A 16,626-nucleotide genomic window follows, 5' to 3' on the forward strand; every position below is an offset into this window, starting at 1 on the left:
GAACATATGAAACAAAAAGTGATTGTATTTAGCCAGATCGATCAGGATGTCCAGAAAAAACTCGAACAAAATTTTAATGTAGTGACTTTACAGCCAAAACTGGGCAATGTGCATGAGCAGTTGCTGGAACATGTGCGCGATGCCGATGGCATGATTGGGGCAGGCCGACTGCTCAATCGCGATAATCTGGCACCAGCAACCCAACTTAAAATTATTTCTAGTGTCAGTGTAGGGTATGACAACTATGAAGTTGATTATCTGAATGAAAAAAATATCTATCTGACCAATACTCCACATGTCCTGACTGAAACCACGGCAGATCTGGGATTTACGCTGTTAATGGCAGCTGCACGCAAAGTGGCTTATCTGGATCACTGGACCAAACAGGGACAATGGCACCGCACGACACGTGAAGCACAATTTGGTATGGATATTTTTGGAAAAACGCTGGGGATAATCGGGCTAGGGCATATTGGGACAGCAGTTGCACGCCGTGGGTTTTACGGTTTCAATATGAATATCCTGTACCATAATCGCCATGAAAAACCGGAATTGGCTCAAGGGCTCAGTGCACAGTATTGCTCACTGAATGAGCTTTTGCAGCGCTCAGATTTCGTAGTGGTTACCGTGGATTTAAATGCTGAATCAAAAGCTTTGATTGGAGCAGAACAACTGGCACAAATGCAGCCACATGCGGTGCTGGTGAATATCTCCCGTGGGCCTGTGATTGATGAGAAGGCTTTGATCAAAGCCTTAAAAGCCAACCAAATCTTTGCTGCGGGTCTGGATGTTTATGAGAAAGAGCCTTTAAAAGAATCAGAATTATTTGAGCTGGATAATGTCATTACCTTGCCCCATGTCGGTTCGGCCACAGTGGCGACACGTCGAAAAATGGCTGAGCTGGCTTATCAGAATCTGGTCGATGCACTTGAAGGGCGGGTGCCACGCTATGTGGTGAATCCTCAAGTGATTGGTTCATCTAAGTAATATTAAATAACATTTTCCTGCATCTATGCTCATTTTTCGATGCTATATTCGAGACAGGTTGAAACTGAATTTTAGAGATTTTTCATTGAAACGTTTGTTATTGGCGTGCGGGTTAAGTCTGTGTGCAGCGGCAGGACATAGTGATAGCGATTATTTTAATCAGCCTACTGCACAATTTTCTGTACCGGATATTGGTGCGGGCGTCGGGTTGATCGACCAGCAAAAAGAACAAATGATCGGTGAAAAGGTCTATCGTCAAGTCCAGAAACAAATGCCTGTGATTCAAGATCCATGGCTTGAAGATCAGTTACTTTCCGTATTTTCCCACATTCTCAGTCAGACCAAGTTACAGCAACCGATTGGTTTAATGGTAATCAATGACCCGCAAATTAATGCTTTTGCAGTACCTGGTGGGTTATTTGCCCTGAATGCGGGTCTGATTAATTCTGCCCGAAATACAGATGAAGTGGCGGGGGTGATGGCACATGAAATTGCACATGTCACACAACGTCATTACAGTCGTTCGCAAGAAACCTTTAAAGGACAAGGACTGTTGGCCCTAGCAGGGATTCTGGTGGGTGCATTAGTCGCTTCACAGGCAGATGGTGATGCCGGTGCAGCAGTGATGATGGGTTCTCAGGCAGCACTACTGGATCAGCAATTAACTTATAGCCGTAATCAGGAACGTGAGGCGGACCGAATCGGGATGCAATATATGTATGCTGCTGGATACAGTCCACATAGTATGGCGGATTTCTTTGAGGTGATGCATCGTTCCACTAGCCGTTTAAGCTTTATGCCAGATTTCTGGCTGACGCATCCCTTAACTACTGAGCGTATGAGTGAAGCGCGTTTGCGTGCCAATCAGTTGCCTGCGGTTAAGCGTAATTTAAATGATCAGGATTTTGAAATCATTAAATGGTATACGCGGGTGCTGTCACGTCAGACCACTGAACAGCAGCTCAACTTAATGGTGCAACGCAATGATTTTCCTGGTCAGCTGGCTTTAACGGCTTATCAACTTCAGCAGGGAGATTTTCAGGCGGCACAAACCGCACTGGATCAAGCCAAAAAGCACAATAAAATGCATCCTTTGCAGGTGTTATTTCAAACTGATATTTATCTGGGGCAAAATCAGCTGGATAATGCGCTAAAAAGCATTAGTTCAGCCGCACGGATTATGCCGGAAAACCGTGCTTTAAATTATAAATATGCTGAAACCCTGATTCGTGCCAAACAGCCTGATCAGGCCAGAACGATTGTGCAGCGCTTTTTAAATAGCAATACCCGTGATGTTAGTGGTTGGAGATTAATGCAACTGGCAGCGAATGCAGCACCTGATTCATCGATAAAAGCCGCCAATGTCTTGCGCTATCGTGCAGAAGTAGAGTACTGGTCAGGCTATGAAGAAACTGCGATTAAATCCTTAATACATGCTCAACGCATTAGTAAAAGCAACCAATCTCTGTCAGCAACCATTGGCCAACGTTTAAAACAGATGCAGCAAACGCGACAGTTTAAAATTTAAGTCTATTTTTCTAATGATTTTTAGCTTCAGTAGATATAGCCGAAGTTCACTAAATCACGCTACAATCCGGACAAAGCTAAGTTGTCTATTTTAATTATTTTATGAAAAAAATATTATTGGGTTTATGGATATTGGGGTGTGGCGGAAATGTATTGGCGGCTAGTGCGGCAGAATACGTGCAGTCCGTTGAGCAGATTAATGCTGATTATCAAAAAGAATCACGCCAGTTTTTAAAAGGTTTAAATCCGCAGCAGCAAGGTTTTAGCGCATCACAGAATCAGCAGTTTTGTGCGATTGTGCAGCGTTATGTGGATCGTTTGTATAAGGCGGCAGACCAGAACCGGGCTTATCTAGATCGTCAGTATCAAAATGTAGGCAAACAGGATGTCATACTGCAGGTAAAATCTTCAAAAGAGATGCAGTTGCTGAAACGTTATAATGTGGATTGTAATTTACAGTAAGAATAAATAAGAAAATGCTGAGAACTGTCCGGAATGGAGGCAGTTCAACGCAGATTTAGATTTGAAATAGAATGGGGGAATTAAGCAAGTTTTGCTTTAATTTTTGCTGAAACTTGTGCAGGATCGGCGCGCCCGGCTATGAGCGGACGCAGAGAATTCATCACCTTACCCATATCTTTCATGCTAGTAGCTTGTTGCGCTTCAATTGTTTGCGCAATCAGGGAATCAAGTTCTTCCTCAGTCATAGCTTCTGGTAGAAATTGAGAGAGAACCTCAACTTCGGCTTGTTCCTTACTAGCTAAATCATCTCGACCAGCGCCTTCAAAGGCTTTGATCGATTCTTTACGTTGTTTAATTTGCTTTTCAATGACCGCAAGAACTTGAGCGTCGTCAAGTTCTTTACGCTCATCGACTTCGATTTGCTTAATTGCTGCTTGCAGACTACGAATGACCGTCAACTTTGACATATCTTTGGCACGCATGGTGGCTTTCAATACGTCAGTAATCTGGTTTTTTAAAGTAGTCATTATTTATTCCAAGCAGTCAATCACAAATTAATCTTAGTAAAGGCGAGTAGTACGTACTGATTCACGCGCCAATTTCTTTTGGTAGCGTTTAACAGCAGCAGCTTTTTTACGTTTACGTTCTTGAGTTGGTTTTTCGTAGAATTCACGTTTACGAACGTCAGCAAGAACACCCGCTTTTTCGCATGAACGTTTGAAACGACGGATAGCTACGTCTACTGGTTCGCCTTCTTTCAATTTAACTTGTGGCATGAAGAATCCTCATTAAGTTATGGATAAGATCAGGGCCGAATTGCCCTCGATCACAAGTGAAGGTCAGTATTTTACTCATTTACATCTCATATCACAAGTCTATAATAGTTGCTGCAATAGATTTGATACAGGTTATAGGCAGTTTAATGATCGTTTTAGGCTTGGAAACGTCGTGTGATGAAACAGGACTTGCGCTGTATGACAGCGAGTTGGGTTTGCGCGGACAGGTGCTGTACAGCCAGATTAAACTGCATGCTGAATATGGCGGCGTCGTACCAGAACTGGCTTCGCGCGACCATGTGCGTAAACTCATTCCCTTACTGAATGAACTGCTTGAACAAAGTGGTATCAAAAAATCAGAAATTGATGCGGTGGCCTATACCCGTGGTCCGGGCCTGATGGGCGCATTAATGACGGGTGCACTGTTTGGTCGGACTTTGGCCTTTGCCTTAAATAAACCGGCAATTGGTGTGCACCATATGGAAGGTCATATGCTGGCGCCATTACTTTCTAAAACGCCACCGGAATTTCCATTTGTGGCATTACTGGTGTCTGGTGGTCACTCACAGCTCATGGCTGCTTATGGCATTGGGCAGTATGAATTACTCGGTGAGTCGATTGATGATGCGGCGGGTGAAGCGTTTGACAAAGTTGCGAAAATGATGGGTTTGCCATATCCGGGCGGTCCAAATATTTCCAGACTGGCCGAGCAGGGCGACCCGAATGCCTTTGCTTTCCCACGTCCAATGCTACATCAAGGTTTGGAGTTTTCATTTAGTGGTTTAAAAACTGCAGTTTCTGTTCAAATGAAGAAACTCGGTGAAGAAAGACGTGATGCTGATATCGCTGCGAGCTTCCAGGAAGCTATTGTCGATACTTTAGTGAAAAAATCAGTGAAGGCATTGAAGCAGACTGGCTTAAAACGTTTGGTGATTGCTGGTGGTGTAAGTGCCAATAAGCGTTTACGTGAACGCCTAGAAGCAGACTTGGCGAAAATCAAAGCCACCGTGTACTATGCAGAACCTGCACTGTGTACCGATAATGGTGCAATGATTGCCTTTGCGGGTTATCAACGTCTAAAAGCCGGACAGCAAGATGGCTTGGCTGTAACCACAACTCCACGTTGGCCAATGACAGAATTGACGAATCCAGCCGAAGCTTGATTAAAAGATTCATGATGAAGAAAAGGGGCCTTAAGCCCATTGCTGTCCCACAATTTTTCACAAGAGGAAGCTCAAATGAGCTTCCTCTTGTTTTATGGGTATTTTATCGGGTGAAAATAAAGCTTTTAAAGTTCTTCTTTCAAACAAATTCACTTGAATTATTCTGAGTAAACGTTGAACTGTCCAACCTGTTTTTCCTAAATGTTGAGCGAAACTCACCAATAAATAGGCGATCATCGCAATCCAGATTTGTGTCTGAATTGCGTTCCTGCTGCGGCCTAGAAACGCTTTTAATTTGAGATTCTGCTTAATCGCCTTAAAGAACAGCTCAACTTTCCAACGATCTTTATAAATCGCCGCAATGGTGGAGGCGGCTAAATGAAAGTTATTGCTGAGAAAGCTAAAGTGCTTGCCACTTTGCTGATCTCTATATTCAATTCTTCTTAACACTGGGGCTTTTCTTTTTAGGGCATGTGCGCTATTCAGCTGAATGGTTTCATCTTTTAGAATACCTTTGGATTCAAGCACTGGATGTTGCTGGATCACCTGATACACAGATTTAGGCCTAAAACGTGTGACAAATCCAATGTTTTGAGCAGTCAGATTTGCATACCATTGGTAATCGACATAGCCTTTATCAAAAACTACAATGCTGCCAGCAGGAAACTGGAATTTGCGGCCTTGTACCATGTCATTTTCTTTGCCATTTTCAACTGCAACAAACTCAGGAATATCATTGCTGTGATTCAATCCTATACTGAGTTTCATGCTGGCTTTTGAGTCGTGAACTTTGGCCCATTCACATAAGGAAAGCGACAGGTCAATATGACTGGCATCCAAGGAATACAAGGGATTCTTAAAGCGAAATTTATGAGCGACTTTTGAGTGTTCATAGTATTTAAGCAACTTGTAAAATAGCTGTTGATACAAGGCAGCAGGCTGCTGCTCATTGATTCGTGCCAGCGTGCTTCGGGGAATAGACTTTGCTCCGAGATGACTTAGCTTTTCCTGTTGGCACTCCAAATTGGATTGAATATCTCTCAGACTTTGCCTACAAGAGAATTGAGACATCAATATGGCAATAAACTGATCCCACCGGGAAGCTGCTCTAAATTTCTGTCCAACATGGTGTACTTTAGCAAGTTGTTCAAAATCCTGTCGCACAACAGGTTTAATTAGCTCATGAAATACGGTATTCTGATGTGACAAAACCTGAATCCTGGTCGTTAAAGTGTTTGTTTGCACTCATATTTTAACTGTTAGGACTCAGGTTTTTTTATTTAAAGTAAACTATGGGACAGCAGTGGCCTTAAGCCTCTTTTTTTATTGGATTGTTTTTGTGGAGTAGAAATATTCAACAAATAATATTAATAAATTAATTATTTTAACTCTGCCACAGTAAGTGTTTTCTTATAGATACCGTAAAATAGTTTAATAATAGATATCTTTCATAAATCAAAAAACGATCTTCTTTTTGGTTAATATTTGCACTCCGGATTTCTTAGCATTCGTGCATAATCTGCGGATGAAATACATCGATTCAAACAAGCTTTCTGATCCTCAGTTCAAGCGATACACAGGCATCTCATGGTCAACTTTCTATTTGATGGTTGAGCAATTGCAGAAGCATGTCTCTGCCAAAGGCAGACCGCCCAAGTTAAGCCTGGAGGATCAGGTTCTGCTCTGTCTGAGCTATTGGCGGGAATACCGAACCTTATTTCACGTTGCGACGAGTTACGGGGTTTCAGAGCCCACAGCCTCAAGAATTGTCCGTCATGTTGAAGACTGCCTGATTCGGTCCAATCTGTTTAATTTACCCAAAGATTTACCCGAGGGCGAAGGCATCGACTGGCATGTTGTGATCGTGGATGCCACGGAAATTCCAATCCAAAGGCCTAAAAAAACAGAAGAAAAGCTATAGCGGCAAGAAAAAGACCCATACCTTTAAAGTACAGGCCATGATTCACTACAAAACTCAGAAAATTCTGAGTTTATGTACCAGTCGCGGTGCAGTGCATGATTTCGAGTTGTTCAAACGCAATTTAAACCAGATTCCTTTTGGGGCTTTTATTCTTGCAGATAAAGGCTATCAGGGGATTTATGTGTTGTATCCGAATAGCCTGTTGCCATTAAAAGCCAAAAGACACTGTAAATTGGATCCTGAATTGAAAATCTATAATCAAGAAATCAATAAAAGAAGAATCGGAATTGAGCATGTATTTGGCAGCCTGAAAACCTTCAAAATCCTTGCTGAGCGTTATCGAAATAGAGGTAAAAGGCTTGGTTTGAGATTCAATTTAATCGCTGGAATCTACAACTTGGAACTGAGCAAAAAATGATTTATGAAAGAGGTCTAATATAGAAATCCCACTCTATTATATGCGGAATGATGCAGAGACTATTTTGGATGGATAATATCAGTTTTAAAGGTTTTCAGGATGCGGGACAGGCAGTTTTAAAATATCTGCATCAGCATTTTGGCTTTAATTTATGGATGATCACCCGGGTAGAAGACAATGACTGGATTGTGCTGCAAAGCGAAGATCATGGCTATGCTGTCCAGCCAGGTCAGGTATTTGAATGGGCCAATTCTTTCTGCTGTCATATGGTCACAGGCAAAGGACCAAGAATCGCGCCTCGCTCTGAAGAAATTCCTTTATATGCGACTGCGCCAATTAACCAGCATTTCTGCATCAAATCTTATATTGGTCAACCCCTTTTTAAAGAAGATGGCAGTCTATTTGGAACATTATGTGCAGTTGATCCTGAAGCCAAGTCAGATGCCATCATTCAGGATCTGGCGATGGTCGAGTTATTTAGCAAGCTTTTGAGCTCAATCTTACAAGCTGAGTTGCGTCAGAACGAGCAAATCCGTCAGCAAGAACTGCTACAGCAACAAGCCAGTAAAGATGAATTGACTGGGTTATATAACCGTCGTGCCTGGGAGAAACTGCTACAGGCAGAAGAAGAACGTTGCAAACAGTACGGTCATCCTGCTGCGATCTTATTTATAGACTTGAATGACCTGAAAAAGGTGAATGATAGTCTGGGACACAAGGAAGGCGATCAATTAATTCAACATACTGCACAAGTCCTTCAGGAAAATGTACGTAGCAATGATATTGTGGCGCGTATTGGTGGTGATGAATTCGTAATCCTGAGCATAGAAAATGATAAAGCGGGAGCTGAGCGTTTACTTGATCGTTTAATTGAAGCCTTTGCCGAAGCAAAAATTGAAGCTGCATTTGGTATGGCGATGCGTCATCCAACGACTGGCCTGGTTGAGGCACAGTGGCAAGCAGATAAAAATATGTTTGAGTACAAGCGCTGGAAAAAGTCTATTTAAATATTTTTGATTTTTAATATTTTTAAGGGGGTGCCTGAGAATATTTAGCCATGAGCTGCCAAGTTTTTCCCACAATAAATAGAAGTAATTAATTTCCTTTTATTCTTATTTTTTTAGGTTTTATTCAAAGTTTACTTGTCTAGAAGCAATCTAAGTTCTTCTTTAAACCCAGCTATTCAAAAGATAACTTTTCGACTTTTTAACCGAATGGTTACAAATTTTATAAGTATTGTTGCAAAGAAAATAACCGTTATATAGGTTGATTTCTAAGAGTTAGTTATGAGAGCTAATAAGACCTAGCTCTAAAAGTAACATCTTATTTTCTTATGATCATTGTTGTTTGAAATATACATTAAAATTACAGAGTTAATCCCTGATTTATTAAAAGATAAAGCACGATCAGAGTGTAAGAAATACTGTCCAGAAAAAATATCATCGACAGGTAGTAGGTTTGTGTTGTGCGGTTTTAATACGCCCATCTTTCATTCTCATTGAATAAAAATGCAAAGAAATCCTAGGGAATAAAATTTTATGAAAAAGCAGATATCATTCTTTGGGCTGGTTTTGGTTTCAGGCTTGCTTACCGCATGTGGTGGCAGTGGAGGTAGCTCAGACAATCCTACAGTGACCACACCGCCAAATGTTCCAGAGGAGAGTATTTCTCCTGAACTTTCAGAAGAGTTTATTCCTTTCGAGGACCGCGATATCATCGAGAAAATCCGCGATAAAATTAACAATAGCACCAGCAATGATACGGACTATAACGTTGCGTTAGGTCATATGATTGGTGAGGTGTTTGCGGATTATCCTTATGGCCGCACGGGCCGTATTATCAAGATTTATAATCTGGGTGTGAACAGCATCAAGTATCCAAATCTGATCTGTTCTGAAGTAAATACCAATGGTGCAGTGAAAACCTTTAAATTAAAAACCGATAAAAATAACTGTATTGTTCTGGATAAAACCTATCGCAAAGATTCAACGATTACCCAGACGGTCAACGGTGATACTACGACCTTGACCTTTAGCAATGTACGTTATGGTTCCAATGTTGATTTTAATCTAAAAGATGATTATCTGATTTCAGGTACGATTGTTCATACCAAAAGCAAAAACAATCTAGGTGCATTGGAAAGCTATAAAATTGACCGTCTGGAATTTCAGCGTGTAGCGGAAGACAAGAATGCGGGTAAATCTGGCGCTGAGTATGATGAGCTGAGCAAGGAATACTTACTCGTACGTAATTATAACTATAGCCTTGTAGATGACTATGGTAGTGGCAGTAATGGTATTCGTACCTTAACCAGCAGCGGCAGCATTATTGGTCAGCCAAATCTGGCGGATTACCGTTATAGTTTTGATTTTAATACGACTACACCATTCAAGATGGACGAAACGGTGTTGAATAATTATAAGCATCTGCCAAAAGAGGGTGTGCTTAAAATTACTGATAGTTATGATCAGGTGATTGAGGTCAAACAGAATCAGCCTGAACCCTTAAAAGCAACTGTCTATTTCAATGGCAGTGAGCTGGATGACCTACTGTGGTCTACGATTATTGGCAATAAAAAATAAGAACTGATTTCATAAAAAAGCTCCATCAAGGAGCTTTTTTATTTGGGAAAGAATTTACAGGGAATTTAACTGCTGCGAACCAATCCAATGTTTAGAGAACTGATAGGCTGCACGACCTGAACGTTGGCCACGTGCCTGACACCAGCGTAATGCTTCAGCACGGGCTTCAGCTGTCAGTTGCATATCTGCCTTTTTCAGATAATGCTCGACAATTTCCAGATACAGGTTTTGATCCATCGGGTAGAACGACAGCCATAAACCAAAACGATCCGACAGGGAAATTTTCTCTTCAATCGCTTCCTGTGGATGCAACTCGGTATATTGCGGTACATCTACTTTGGTCACCGGGGTATTTTCATGCATGAATTCCGGTAATAGATGACGACGGTTACTGGTCGCATAGATCACAAAATTACTTGAACCGGATTGTAATGAGCCATCTAGCACACTTTTCAGACTGCGATAGTTTTCATCTTCCGCATTGAAGGCCAGGTCATCACAATAGACAATAAACTTTTCCGGACGACCGGCGATCAGTTGCTGAATTTGTGGAAGATTTGATAAATCATCACGTTCAATTTCGATCAGACGTAAGCCCTGATCTGCATATTCAGTCAACAAGGCACGCACAATCGAAGATTTTCCTGTACCGCGAGAGCCAGTCAGTAAAACATCATTGGCAGGTAATCCTTTTAGAAACTGCAAAGTATTTTGAATGACTTTTTCTTTTTGTCGCTCAATGCCTTTTAAATCTGCCAGTTCAATCTGTTTAAGCTGGTGAATGGGTTTGAGTTCTCCAGCCTGCCATTTATAGGCATAAGCAGAAAAATCAGGACTTTGTTTTAATTCAGGCAGGCTTTGCTGGAGCTGGAGAAGAACAGTAGAAAGAGCATTTAAGATATTGTCAGGTAAATCAATTTTCGCCATGATTTGAGCAGTACATTTACAATTATGGCTAGAATACTATCACTGTAAAATTCACAGTCAAAGTCTGGAAAGTGTGATAATTTGCTTAAAGTGATGAATTTTCGTTATTGTAGTACAAAGAAAATAGATGCCTGTTTTTTGTTCATAGCTGCAGGATGTCTGAAAATTACAATATAGGGAAGAGGGCAGATGCTGTTTAAAGATTTTACTCAGGATATCAATCCACATCAGGCCTATCGTATTAAAAAGCTGAAGCAGCAATTGCAACAGGCTGAAACTTACGAAGAATGGAAATATATTGCCTTAAAGATCGATGAAGAATCTGGGGCACAAGAATGGAAACTGGATAATAGTTCACCGTATTTTGATGCCGAAGTGATTGCGCATCGACTGGGGAAATTAAGACGTTACCGTCAGCAGAAACGTACTCGTGACCTGATGTATATCCTGCGTGAAGGACTGAGTTACGATATTGCCAATATTGCCCATCCTTTATTGTTTACCGTCACTTATGTCGGCACTAAAAAAATTATTGAAGATTATGTGGAAGAAGTCAGTCTGGGCCTGGCTTATATTGCTTCTGCACAATGTACCTGTCTGACTCTAGAAGAAAAAATTGAATATTTTGAGCACTGCCAACGGGCTTATGGTCAGCCAGCTTTAATGTTCTCGGGCGGTGCAACACTCGGCTTATTTCATACCGGTGTATGTAAGGCGCTAATGGAACAGGATCTGTTACCTCGAGTGATGTCGGGTTCCAGTGCTGGTGCAATTATGACCGCGATGTTGGGCGTCTCCAAACCCGCGCAGTATGTAGATATTTTAAAAGGCCATAACTTTTTCCATGAAGCCTTTCATTTCCGTACCATGAGTGAATTAATGAAGGGTAATGGTGGTCTGGCGGATGTCAAATACCTGAAAAAATTCCTGATCGAAAACTTGGGAGATATGACCTTTGAAGAAGCACTAAAAACTTCCGGTCTACATATCAATATTGCAGTCGCACCTTATGATGCGGCGCAAGATGCCCGGATCATGAATGCCTATACCTCTCCAGATGTACTGGTCTGGAGTGCAGTGCTGGCATCTTGTGCCGTGCCAATTCTGTTCCCGCCGGTACGTCTCACCAGTAAACGTCATGATGGACAATATACGCCTTATATGGGGGCGACACGCTGGGTAGATGGCAGTGTCCGTAGCGATTTCCCGCAGGAGAAAATGGCGCGGCTATACAATATCAATTACACCATTGCCAGTCAGGCCAATCCGCACATTGTGCCTTTTATGCAGGATGATATTTCACGCTTCCGTAAAGGGACTTTAAGCTGGCCGAAACGCATTGTACGCCGTCAGAGTGTAGTATTTACCAAAGGGATTATGGATTTTGCCCGTGAGCATGCGGGCAGTTTGCCGCCAGTCCGCCGTTTGCTGGATCATGGTTATGGCGTAGTGGATCAGCGCTATTATGGTGATGTCAATATCGTCGGTAAATATAGCCTGCGTCATTATAGCTATATGCTGCAAAATCCTCGTCCGCATTTATTCAAGGTGTTGCAGCGTGAAGGTGAGCGGGCGACCTGGCCAAAAATCTCTCTGATCGAAACTCAGGAGCGGGTAGGTAAAACTATTCAGCATTGTCTGGAACTGCTAAATTACCAGCATGCTCCAGATGCCAAGCAGGAATACATTGTTACTTAACCTCGCTAATCTGCATCAGCTTAATTTCCAGCTTAAGACCAAAGCCCGAAGTCTGGGTTTTGGTCGCCGTCTTTATCATTTACAAGTTAATCCTGAGACCGGGTCAGCACTTTGGTTAAAAACCCAGAATCTGGATTCAACGGCTATTTCTCAGCATGCCCAGACTGGCTTAAGTCATGAGCTGGATTTTTATGAAGCTTATGGTGAGCAAGAAGGGCGGACTTTCTTGCTTCCGCATCAAATTATTCGAAAGCCTTTTCAGATTGGAAATGAATCTTTTAATCAGGCTTTGATTTTGACTGATGCGCCAGCACATTTTGATGTATGTCCCAAGTTATTATTCCCAATTCAAGAAATTCGACAGCATATGCTACGAGCATTAGAACCGTTGATAAGTTTACAAGAACTGGGGTATCTGCATGCTGATCTCAAACGAGAGCATTTTGTCATGTATCAGAAACGGGTCTGTCTGATTGATTTTGAGCAAGTTCAGCCAATCAATTCTTCAAACCAAGCAATGAACGCAACGCCTCGTTATATGGCACCTGAACTATTTCAAGGGCAAGCCAAGTCGCTACAGAGCGAAGTTTATGCGCTGGGTATCATTTTCTTTGAATGGCTCACAGGGCAGCGCTTGGAAGCGGCAGATTATCAGGATTGGGCATTATTGCATTGTCAGCATTTTAAACCTGAGCTTCCTGCACAATATCAAGCTTTGCAAAGCCTGTTACAAAATATGCTTCGAAAGCACTCACAGGATAGATTGTCTGATTTCAAAGCCGTAAAACAGGCCTTACTTACTGAAATTGCATGAGAAAAATACAATAAATTGTATATTGTTTTTTATTTAATCAAACGAGTGGTTTTTTCTTAAAAAGAGCTTGTCAGGTGAAATTGATCCCTATAGTATACACAGCCATCGGGGACGTGGCGAAATTGGTAGACGCACTGGATTTAGGTTCCAGCGCCGCGAGGTGTGAGAGTTCGAGTCTCTCCGTCCCCACCAATTTACTCAAGAGATTGAGTAAAATGGCCGAGTAGAGGATTGGTGTAATGGTAGCATGACGGTCTCCAAAACCGTTCGTCAAGGTTCGAATCCTTGATCCTCTGCCAAAGTTTGAAAAAAGTCCAACACTAAGTTGGTACCCTGATGGGGACGTGGCGAAATTGGTAGACGCACTGGATTTAGGTTCCAGCGCCGCGAGGTGTGAGAGTTCGAGTCTCTCCGTCCCCACCATCAAAAGAGACAAGGTTGATGCCTTGTTTTTTTTTGCCTGAAATTTAAGGTTAAGCCATCTTTTAATTCCATCCTTATTATTCGCTTACTTTCGATGGGTAGATTTTAAATACTCAAACTAAGTATCAGTGAAGGTGAGAAGAGGGAAGTCCTTTAAAATATCCAATCAATTGGCTGATCTAAACACTATTAAAATTAATATTCAGCACTCTTTCAAATAACTTGATTTTTTAAATTGGAGAAATGAAATTAAGCGGTTTTATTAAAAATAAGCCAGTATTTAATCATCAAAGAATTAACTGATTAATTTTTGATATAAAAACACCGAGTTGATCATAGAATCGCTTGTCAAGCGGATGCGATCGCTATAATATACACAGCCACGGGGATATGGCGGAATTGGTAGACGCACTGTGTTCAGGTCGCAGCGCCTTCTGGGCGTGAGAGTTCGAGTCTCTCTATCCCCACCATATATGAAGAAACAAGGTTAATGCCTTGTTTTTTTTTGCCTGAAATTTAGTGCGACATTTTTATTGGCTCGGCTTTTTATTCTTTGTATTGGATTCATTTATTGTTTAAACAACATGCTCGATCAAGATAAGTGAGGTTCTAGAGGTCTGATCTGCTGAGACTGAGCTAGACAAGCTTAGAGATTAAGTTCAAAGCAGTAGCAAAGAAACCTCATAAGGCCGAGTTTTCTTGTTAAATCTTATAAAAAATAAAAAAATTGCATTAACTGTTTAATTTATAGCGGAATAGGCAGTGATTGCTTGTAAAATCACTTGTCAATGACCTGCTATCTCTATAATATACACAGCCATCGGGGACGTGGCGAAATTGGTAGACGCACTGGATTTAGGTTCCAGCGCCGCGAGGTGTGAGAGTTCGAGTCTCTCCGTCCCCACCAATTTACTTAAGAGATTGAGTAAAATGGCCGAGTAGAGGATTGGTGTAATGGTAGCATGACGGTCTCCAAAACCGTTCGTCAAGGTTCGAATCCTTGATCCTCTGCCAAAGTTTGAAAAAAGTCCAACACTAAGTTGGTACCCTGATGGGGACGTGGCGAAATTGGTAGACGCACTGGATTTAGGTTCCAGCGCCGCGAGGTGTGAGAGTTCGAGTCTCTCCGTCCCCACCATCAAAAGAGACAAGGTTGATGCCTTGTTTTTTTTTGCCTGAAATTTTATAAACGAAAAAAAGCCCATCGAAATGGGCTGATTATAGGAATAAGAGAATTTTACTCAAATAAAAGGGTAAATCATGAGTGCACTGATTAATTTAATTTACGCTTTCAGATGATCTTCAAACTCCTCACCCAGCTGCATGGCCAATGCATTACCTGAAAGATCACAAGTCACCAGACCATATTCTTTTTTAAAACTGAAACTAAAACCACGATTGTCTGCCAGGGTGCGAACCGAATACCCCAATTTTTCTAACCAAAGTCTAAATGCGAGAACGTTTTTTGCTTTAACCACTTTTTTCACGAGATAACTCCTTCATCAGTTAAATCATAGATAAGGGTGAGAATTTTCGTTTTAAAGGGCAAATACCCTTATTTAAATTAATTTAATTGAATTTGCGGATTTAATGAACAAGATAATATAGATGAAATATAAGGTTTTTAATCTAAGTGTATGTTTTTTATTATTTTCAAGATGTTGTAACTAAATATTTTAATTTTAAGTCTAAATAATTTTTCGAATAGTTATTAATATTCAAATATTTAAATCAATAATTGTTTATTTGTTATTCATTTTAAATTAGGAATTAGCGTGGTTTAAAGTTTTAGAGTTTGAGTGAGGCTTAAAAATATACAATCCATCAAAGTTTCCGAGTATTTAGGTCATGGTGTTAGGCTCAACCCTTTATACTGGCATTGATGTAATTTAAATAAGATTGATGATGACTGAATTAAATATTGAACAGTACGTCAAACAGCAAATTGAACTTATGCAGCAGCAAGGGCAGGAGCCTGTTGCTGTGATGCTGGGTCATGAAGACTGGCTGGATTTTTCGGTACAGTCCAAGGTGGCTTATACGCCATTTGGCAGTGCGCGCCGTTATCAACCTGCTTTGGGTGGATTATTGCTGGTCAGGATTGATGAAATGAATGCGGTACGAGTGGTCACCCAGCAAGAACTGGATGACTATGCTCAGAAGCATCAGCTGCTCTAAGCAGCTATAGTTTAAAACGAGTCTTTCATCACGCGTAAATGTTGAAACTCTTCGACACTGTCTGCGCGTAAAAAAGGATTGGTTTCCAGTTCTGCTGCAATAGTACTGGGTAAGGTGCATTGTCCCAGCATGCGCATACGCTCAACCTGTTCGAAACGCTCCAGAATTGCTGGATTATCCGGTTCTACATGTTTGGCAAACTGTGCATTCGACAGCGTATATTCATGCGTGCAATAAACCTGGGTACGTGGCGGTAAGGCAGCCAGACGAGTCAGAGAGTGGTACATCTGCTGATAAGTGCCTTCAAATACCCGCCCACAGCCCATGGCAAACAGGGTATCGCCACAGAACAGTACATCAATGGCATCCAGGAAATACACGATATGGCCTAGGGTATGTCCCGGTACGGCAATAATCTGTACCTCAACACCATGAAAACTGAACTGGTCGTCATGTTCAAGTGGATGGTTAATAAACGGAACTTTTTCCAGCTCAGCTTTTGGGCCATATACCGGTAATGATTGCTTTTGAATTAAATCCGGAACGCCCCCGATATGGTCTTTATGCCAGTGGGTGAGCCAGATCTGACTCAGCTCAAGCCCATGTTCGGTACAATAATCTTGAACTAGCACAGCTTCAGTGGGATCAATGACCGCGACCTGATGCGTCGGTGTATGTTCAAGTAACCAGATATAATTTTGTAATGAGTTTTTGACATCAATACAGTGGATTTTAAACGGCATCATAAGA

17 protein-coding genes and 7 tRNA genes are annotated in these 16,626 nt (G+C 41.5%); 18 read left to right on the forward strand and 6 right to left on the reverse strand.

Annotated features, from left to right (window positions below; translation table 11 throughout):
* Positions 1-6: 6 nt before the first annotated feature.
* The 3 genes from AC4MBN_RS05460 (at position 7) to AC4MBN_RS05470 (ending at position 2,976) form a co-directional block, all read left to right on the forward strand.
* Entirely contained in the window at positions 7-987 is a 981-nt protein-coding gene (locus tag AC4MBN_RS05460) for a 2-hydroxyacid dehydrogenase (RefSeq protein ID WP_491880799.1), read from the forward strand.
* 85 nt (positions 988-1,072) lie between these two features.
* A complete protein-coding gene (locus AC4MBN_RS05465; protein WP_419374926.1) occupies positions 1,073-2,515 on the forward strand; it encodes a M48 family metalloprotease in 1,443 nt (480 codons plus the stop codon).
* 101 nt (positions 2,516-2,616) lie between these two features.
* Complete coding sequence (locus AC4MBN_RS05470) at positions 2,617-2,976, forward strand: hypothetical protein (RefSeq protein ID WP_104426261.1); 360 nt, start codon at positions 2,617-2,619, stop codon at positions 2,974-2,976.
* 80 nt (positions 2,977-3,056) lie between these two features.
* On the opposite strand, the gene AC4MBN_RS05475 is transcribed toward AC4MBN_RS05470, so the two are convergent.
* Positions 3,057-3,503: a GatB/YqeY domain-containing protein gene (locus AC4MBN_RS05475; protein ID WP_005235099.1), complete on the reverse strand. Its 447-nt coding sequence runs from the start codon at positions 3,501-3,503 to the stop codon at positions 3,057-3,059.
* Positions 3,504-3,536: 33 nt separating this feature from the next.
* Positions 3,537-3,752, reverse strand: coding sequence for a 30S ribosomal protein S21 (rpsU, locus tag AC4MBN_RS05480; RefSeq protein ID WP_001136722.1), 216 nt, complete (start codon positions 3,750-3,752; stop codon positions 3,537-3,539).
* Between the two features lie 146 nt (positions 3,753-3,898).
* Between rpsU and tsaD the strand changes: the two genes are divergently transcribed.
* Complete coding sequence (gene tsaD / locus AC4MBN_RS05485; RefSeq protein WP_004782431.1) at positions 3,899-4,915, forward strand: tRNA (adenosine(37)-N6)-threonylcarbamoyltransferase complex transferase subunit TsaD; 1,017 nt, start codon at positions 3,899-3,901, stop codon at positions 4,913-4,915.
* Positions 4,916-4,972: 57 nt separating this feature from the next.
* Here the strand turns inward: tsaD and AC4MBN_RS05490 are convergent, their stop codons facing one another.
* A complete protein-coding gene (locus AC4MBN_RS05490; protein ID WP_058951619.1) occupies positions 4,973-6,124 on the reverse strand; it encodes an IS4-like element ISAbe18 family transposase in 1,152 nt (383 codons plus the stop codon).
* Positions 6,125-6,440: 316 nt separating this feature from the next.
* Here AC4MBN_RS05490 and AC4MBN_RS05495 point away from each other — a divergent pair, with 316 nt between their 5' ends.
* The 4 genes from AC4MBN_RS05495 (at position 6,441) to AC4MBN_RS05510 (ending at position 9,836) form a co-directional block, all read left to right on the forward strand.
* A complete protein-coding gene (locus AC4MBN_RS05495) occupies positions 6,441-6,836 on the forward strand; it encodes a transposase family protein (protein ID WP_080631261.1) in 396 nt (131 codons plus the stop codon).
* Entirely contained in the window at positions 6,784-7,254 is a 471-nt protein-coding gene (locus tag AC4MBN_RS05500) for an IS5/IS1182 family transposase (RefSeq protein ID WP_005252359.1), read from the forward strand. Before AC4MBN_RS05495 ends, AC4MBN_RS05500 begins: the two co-directional genes overlap by 53 nt.
* A 68-nt stretch (positions 7,255-7,322) precedes the next feature.
* Positions 7,323-8,261 (forward strand): sensor domain-containing diguanylate cyclase, encoded by a 939-nt coding sequence (locus AC4MBN_RS05505; RefSeq protein ID WP_166138407.1) that lies wholly within the window; start codon positions 7,323-7,325, stop codon positions 8,259-8,261.
* 531 nt (positions 8,262-8,792) lie between these two features.
* Positions 8,793-9,836 (forward strand): hypothetical protein, encoded by a 1,044-nt coding sequence (locus tag AC4MBN_RS05510; RefSeq protein ID WP_419365596.1) that lies wholly within the window; start codon positions 8,793-8,795, stop codon positions 9,834-9,836.
* 54 nt (positions 9,837-9,890) lie between these two features.
* Here AC4MBN_RS05510 and AC4MBN_RS05515 read toward each other — a convergent pair whose 3' ends face one another.
* Complete coding sequence (locus AC4MBN_RS05515) at positions 9,891-10,763, reverse strand: ATP-binding protein (protein WP_419365597.1); 873 nt, start codon at positions 10,761-10,763, stop codon at positions 9,891-9,893.
* Between the two features lie 189 nt (positions 10,764-10,952).
* Between AC4MBN_RS05515 and AC4MBN_RS05520 the strand changes: the two genes are divergently transcribed.
* From AC4MBN_RS05520 to AC4MBN_RS05560, 9 genes are all read left to right on the forward strand, one after another.
* Entirely contained in the window at positions 10,953-12,461 is a 1,509-nt protein-coding gene (locus AC4MBN_RS05520; RefSeq protein WP_180053617.1) for a DUF3336 domain-containing protein, read from the forward strand.
* Positions 12,433-13,275, forward strand: coding sequence for a protein kinase domain-containing protein (locus AC4MBN_RS05525; RefSeq protein ID WP_491880800.1), 843 nt, complete (start codon positions 12,433-12,435; stop codon positions 13,273-13,275). The genes AC4MBN_RS05520 and AC4MBN_RS05525 overlap by 29 nt, the downstream gene beginning before the upstream one ends.
* 107 nt (positions 13,276-13,382) lie before the next feature.
* Positions 13,383-13,467, forward strand: a tRNA-Leu gene (locus AC4MBN_RS05530).
* A gap of 33 nt (positions 13,468-13,500) precedes the next feature.
* A tRNA-Trp gene (locus AC4MBN_RS05535) sits at positions 13,501-13,574 on the forward strand.
* A gap of 39 nt (positions 13,575-13,613) precedes the next feature.
* Positions 13,614-13,698, forward strand: a tRNA-Leu gene (locus AC4MBN_RS05540).
* Positions 13,699-14,082: 384 nt separating this feature from the next.
* A tRNA-Leu gene (locus AC4MBN_RS05545) sits at positions 14,083-14,168 on the forward strand.
* Positions 14,169-14,520: 352 nt separating this feature from the next.
* Positions 14,521-14,605, forward strand: a tRNA-Leu gene (locus tag AC4MBN_RS05550).
* A gap of 33 nt (positions 14,606-14,638) precedes the next feature.
* Positions 14,639-14,712 (forward strand) — tRNA-Trp (locus AC4MBN_RS05555).
* A gap of 39 nt (positions 14,713-14,751) precedes the next feature.
* A tRNA-Leu gene (locus AC4MBN_RS05560) sits at positions 14,752-14,836 on the forward strand.
* 145 nt (positions 14,837-14,981) lie between these two features.
* On the opposite strand, the gene AC4MBN_RS05565 is transcribed toward AC4MBN_RS05560, so the two are convergent.
* The gene (locus AC4MBN_RS05565; protein ID WP_004786362.1) at positions 14,982-15,185 is read right to left on the reverse strand and encodes a hypothetical protein; all 204 of its coding nucleotides are present in this window, start codon (positions 15,183-15,185) and stop codon (positions 14,982-14,984) included.
* 418 nt (positions 15,186-15,603) lie between these two features.
* Between AC4MBN_RS05565 and AC4MBN_RS05570 the strand changes: the two genes are divergently transcribed.
* Positions 15,604-15,876 carry a hypothetical protein gene (locus AC4MBN_RS05570; protein ID WP_004786360.1) on the forward strand — a complete coding sequence of 91 codons (273 nt, stop codon included), beginning with the start codon at positions 15,604-15,606 and terminating at the stop codon, positions 15,874-15,876.
* Positions 15,877-15,887: 11 nt separating this feature from the next.
* Here the strand turns inward: AC4MBN_RS05570 and gloB are convergent, their stop codons facing one another.
* Positions 15,888-16,622, reverse strand: a complete 735-nt coding sequence (gloB, locus tag AC4MBN_RS05575) for a hydroxyacylglutathione hydrolase (RefSeq protein WP_200230476.1) — start codon at positions 16,620-16,622, stop codon at positions 15,888-15,890.
* Positions 16,623-16,626 lie beyond the last annotated feature (4 nt).

This window comes from Acinetobacter sp. CAU_H_60 (genome assembly GCF_058599385.1).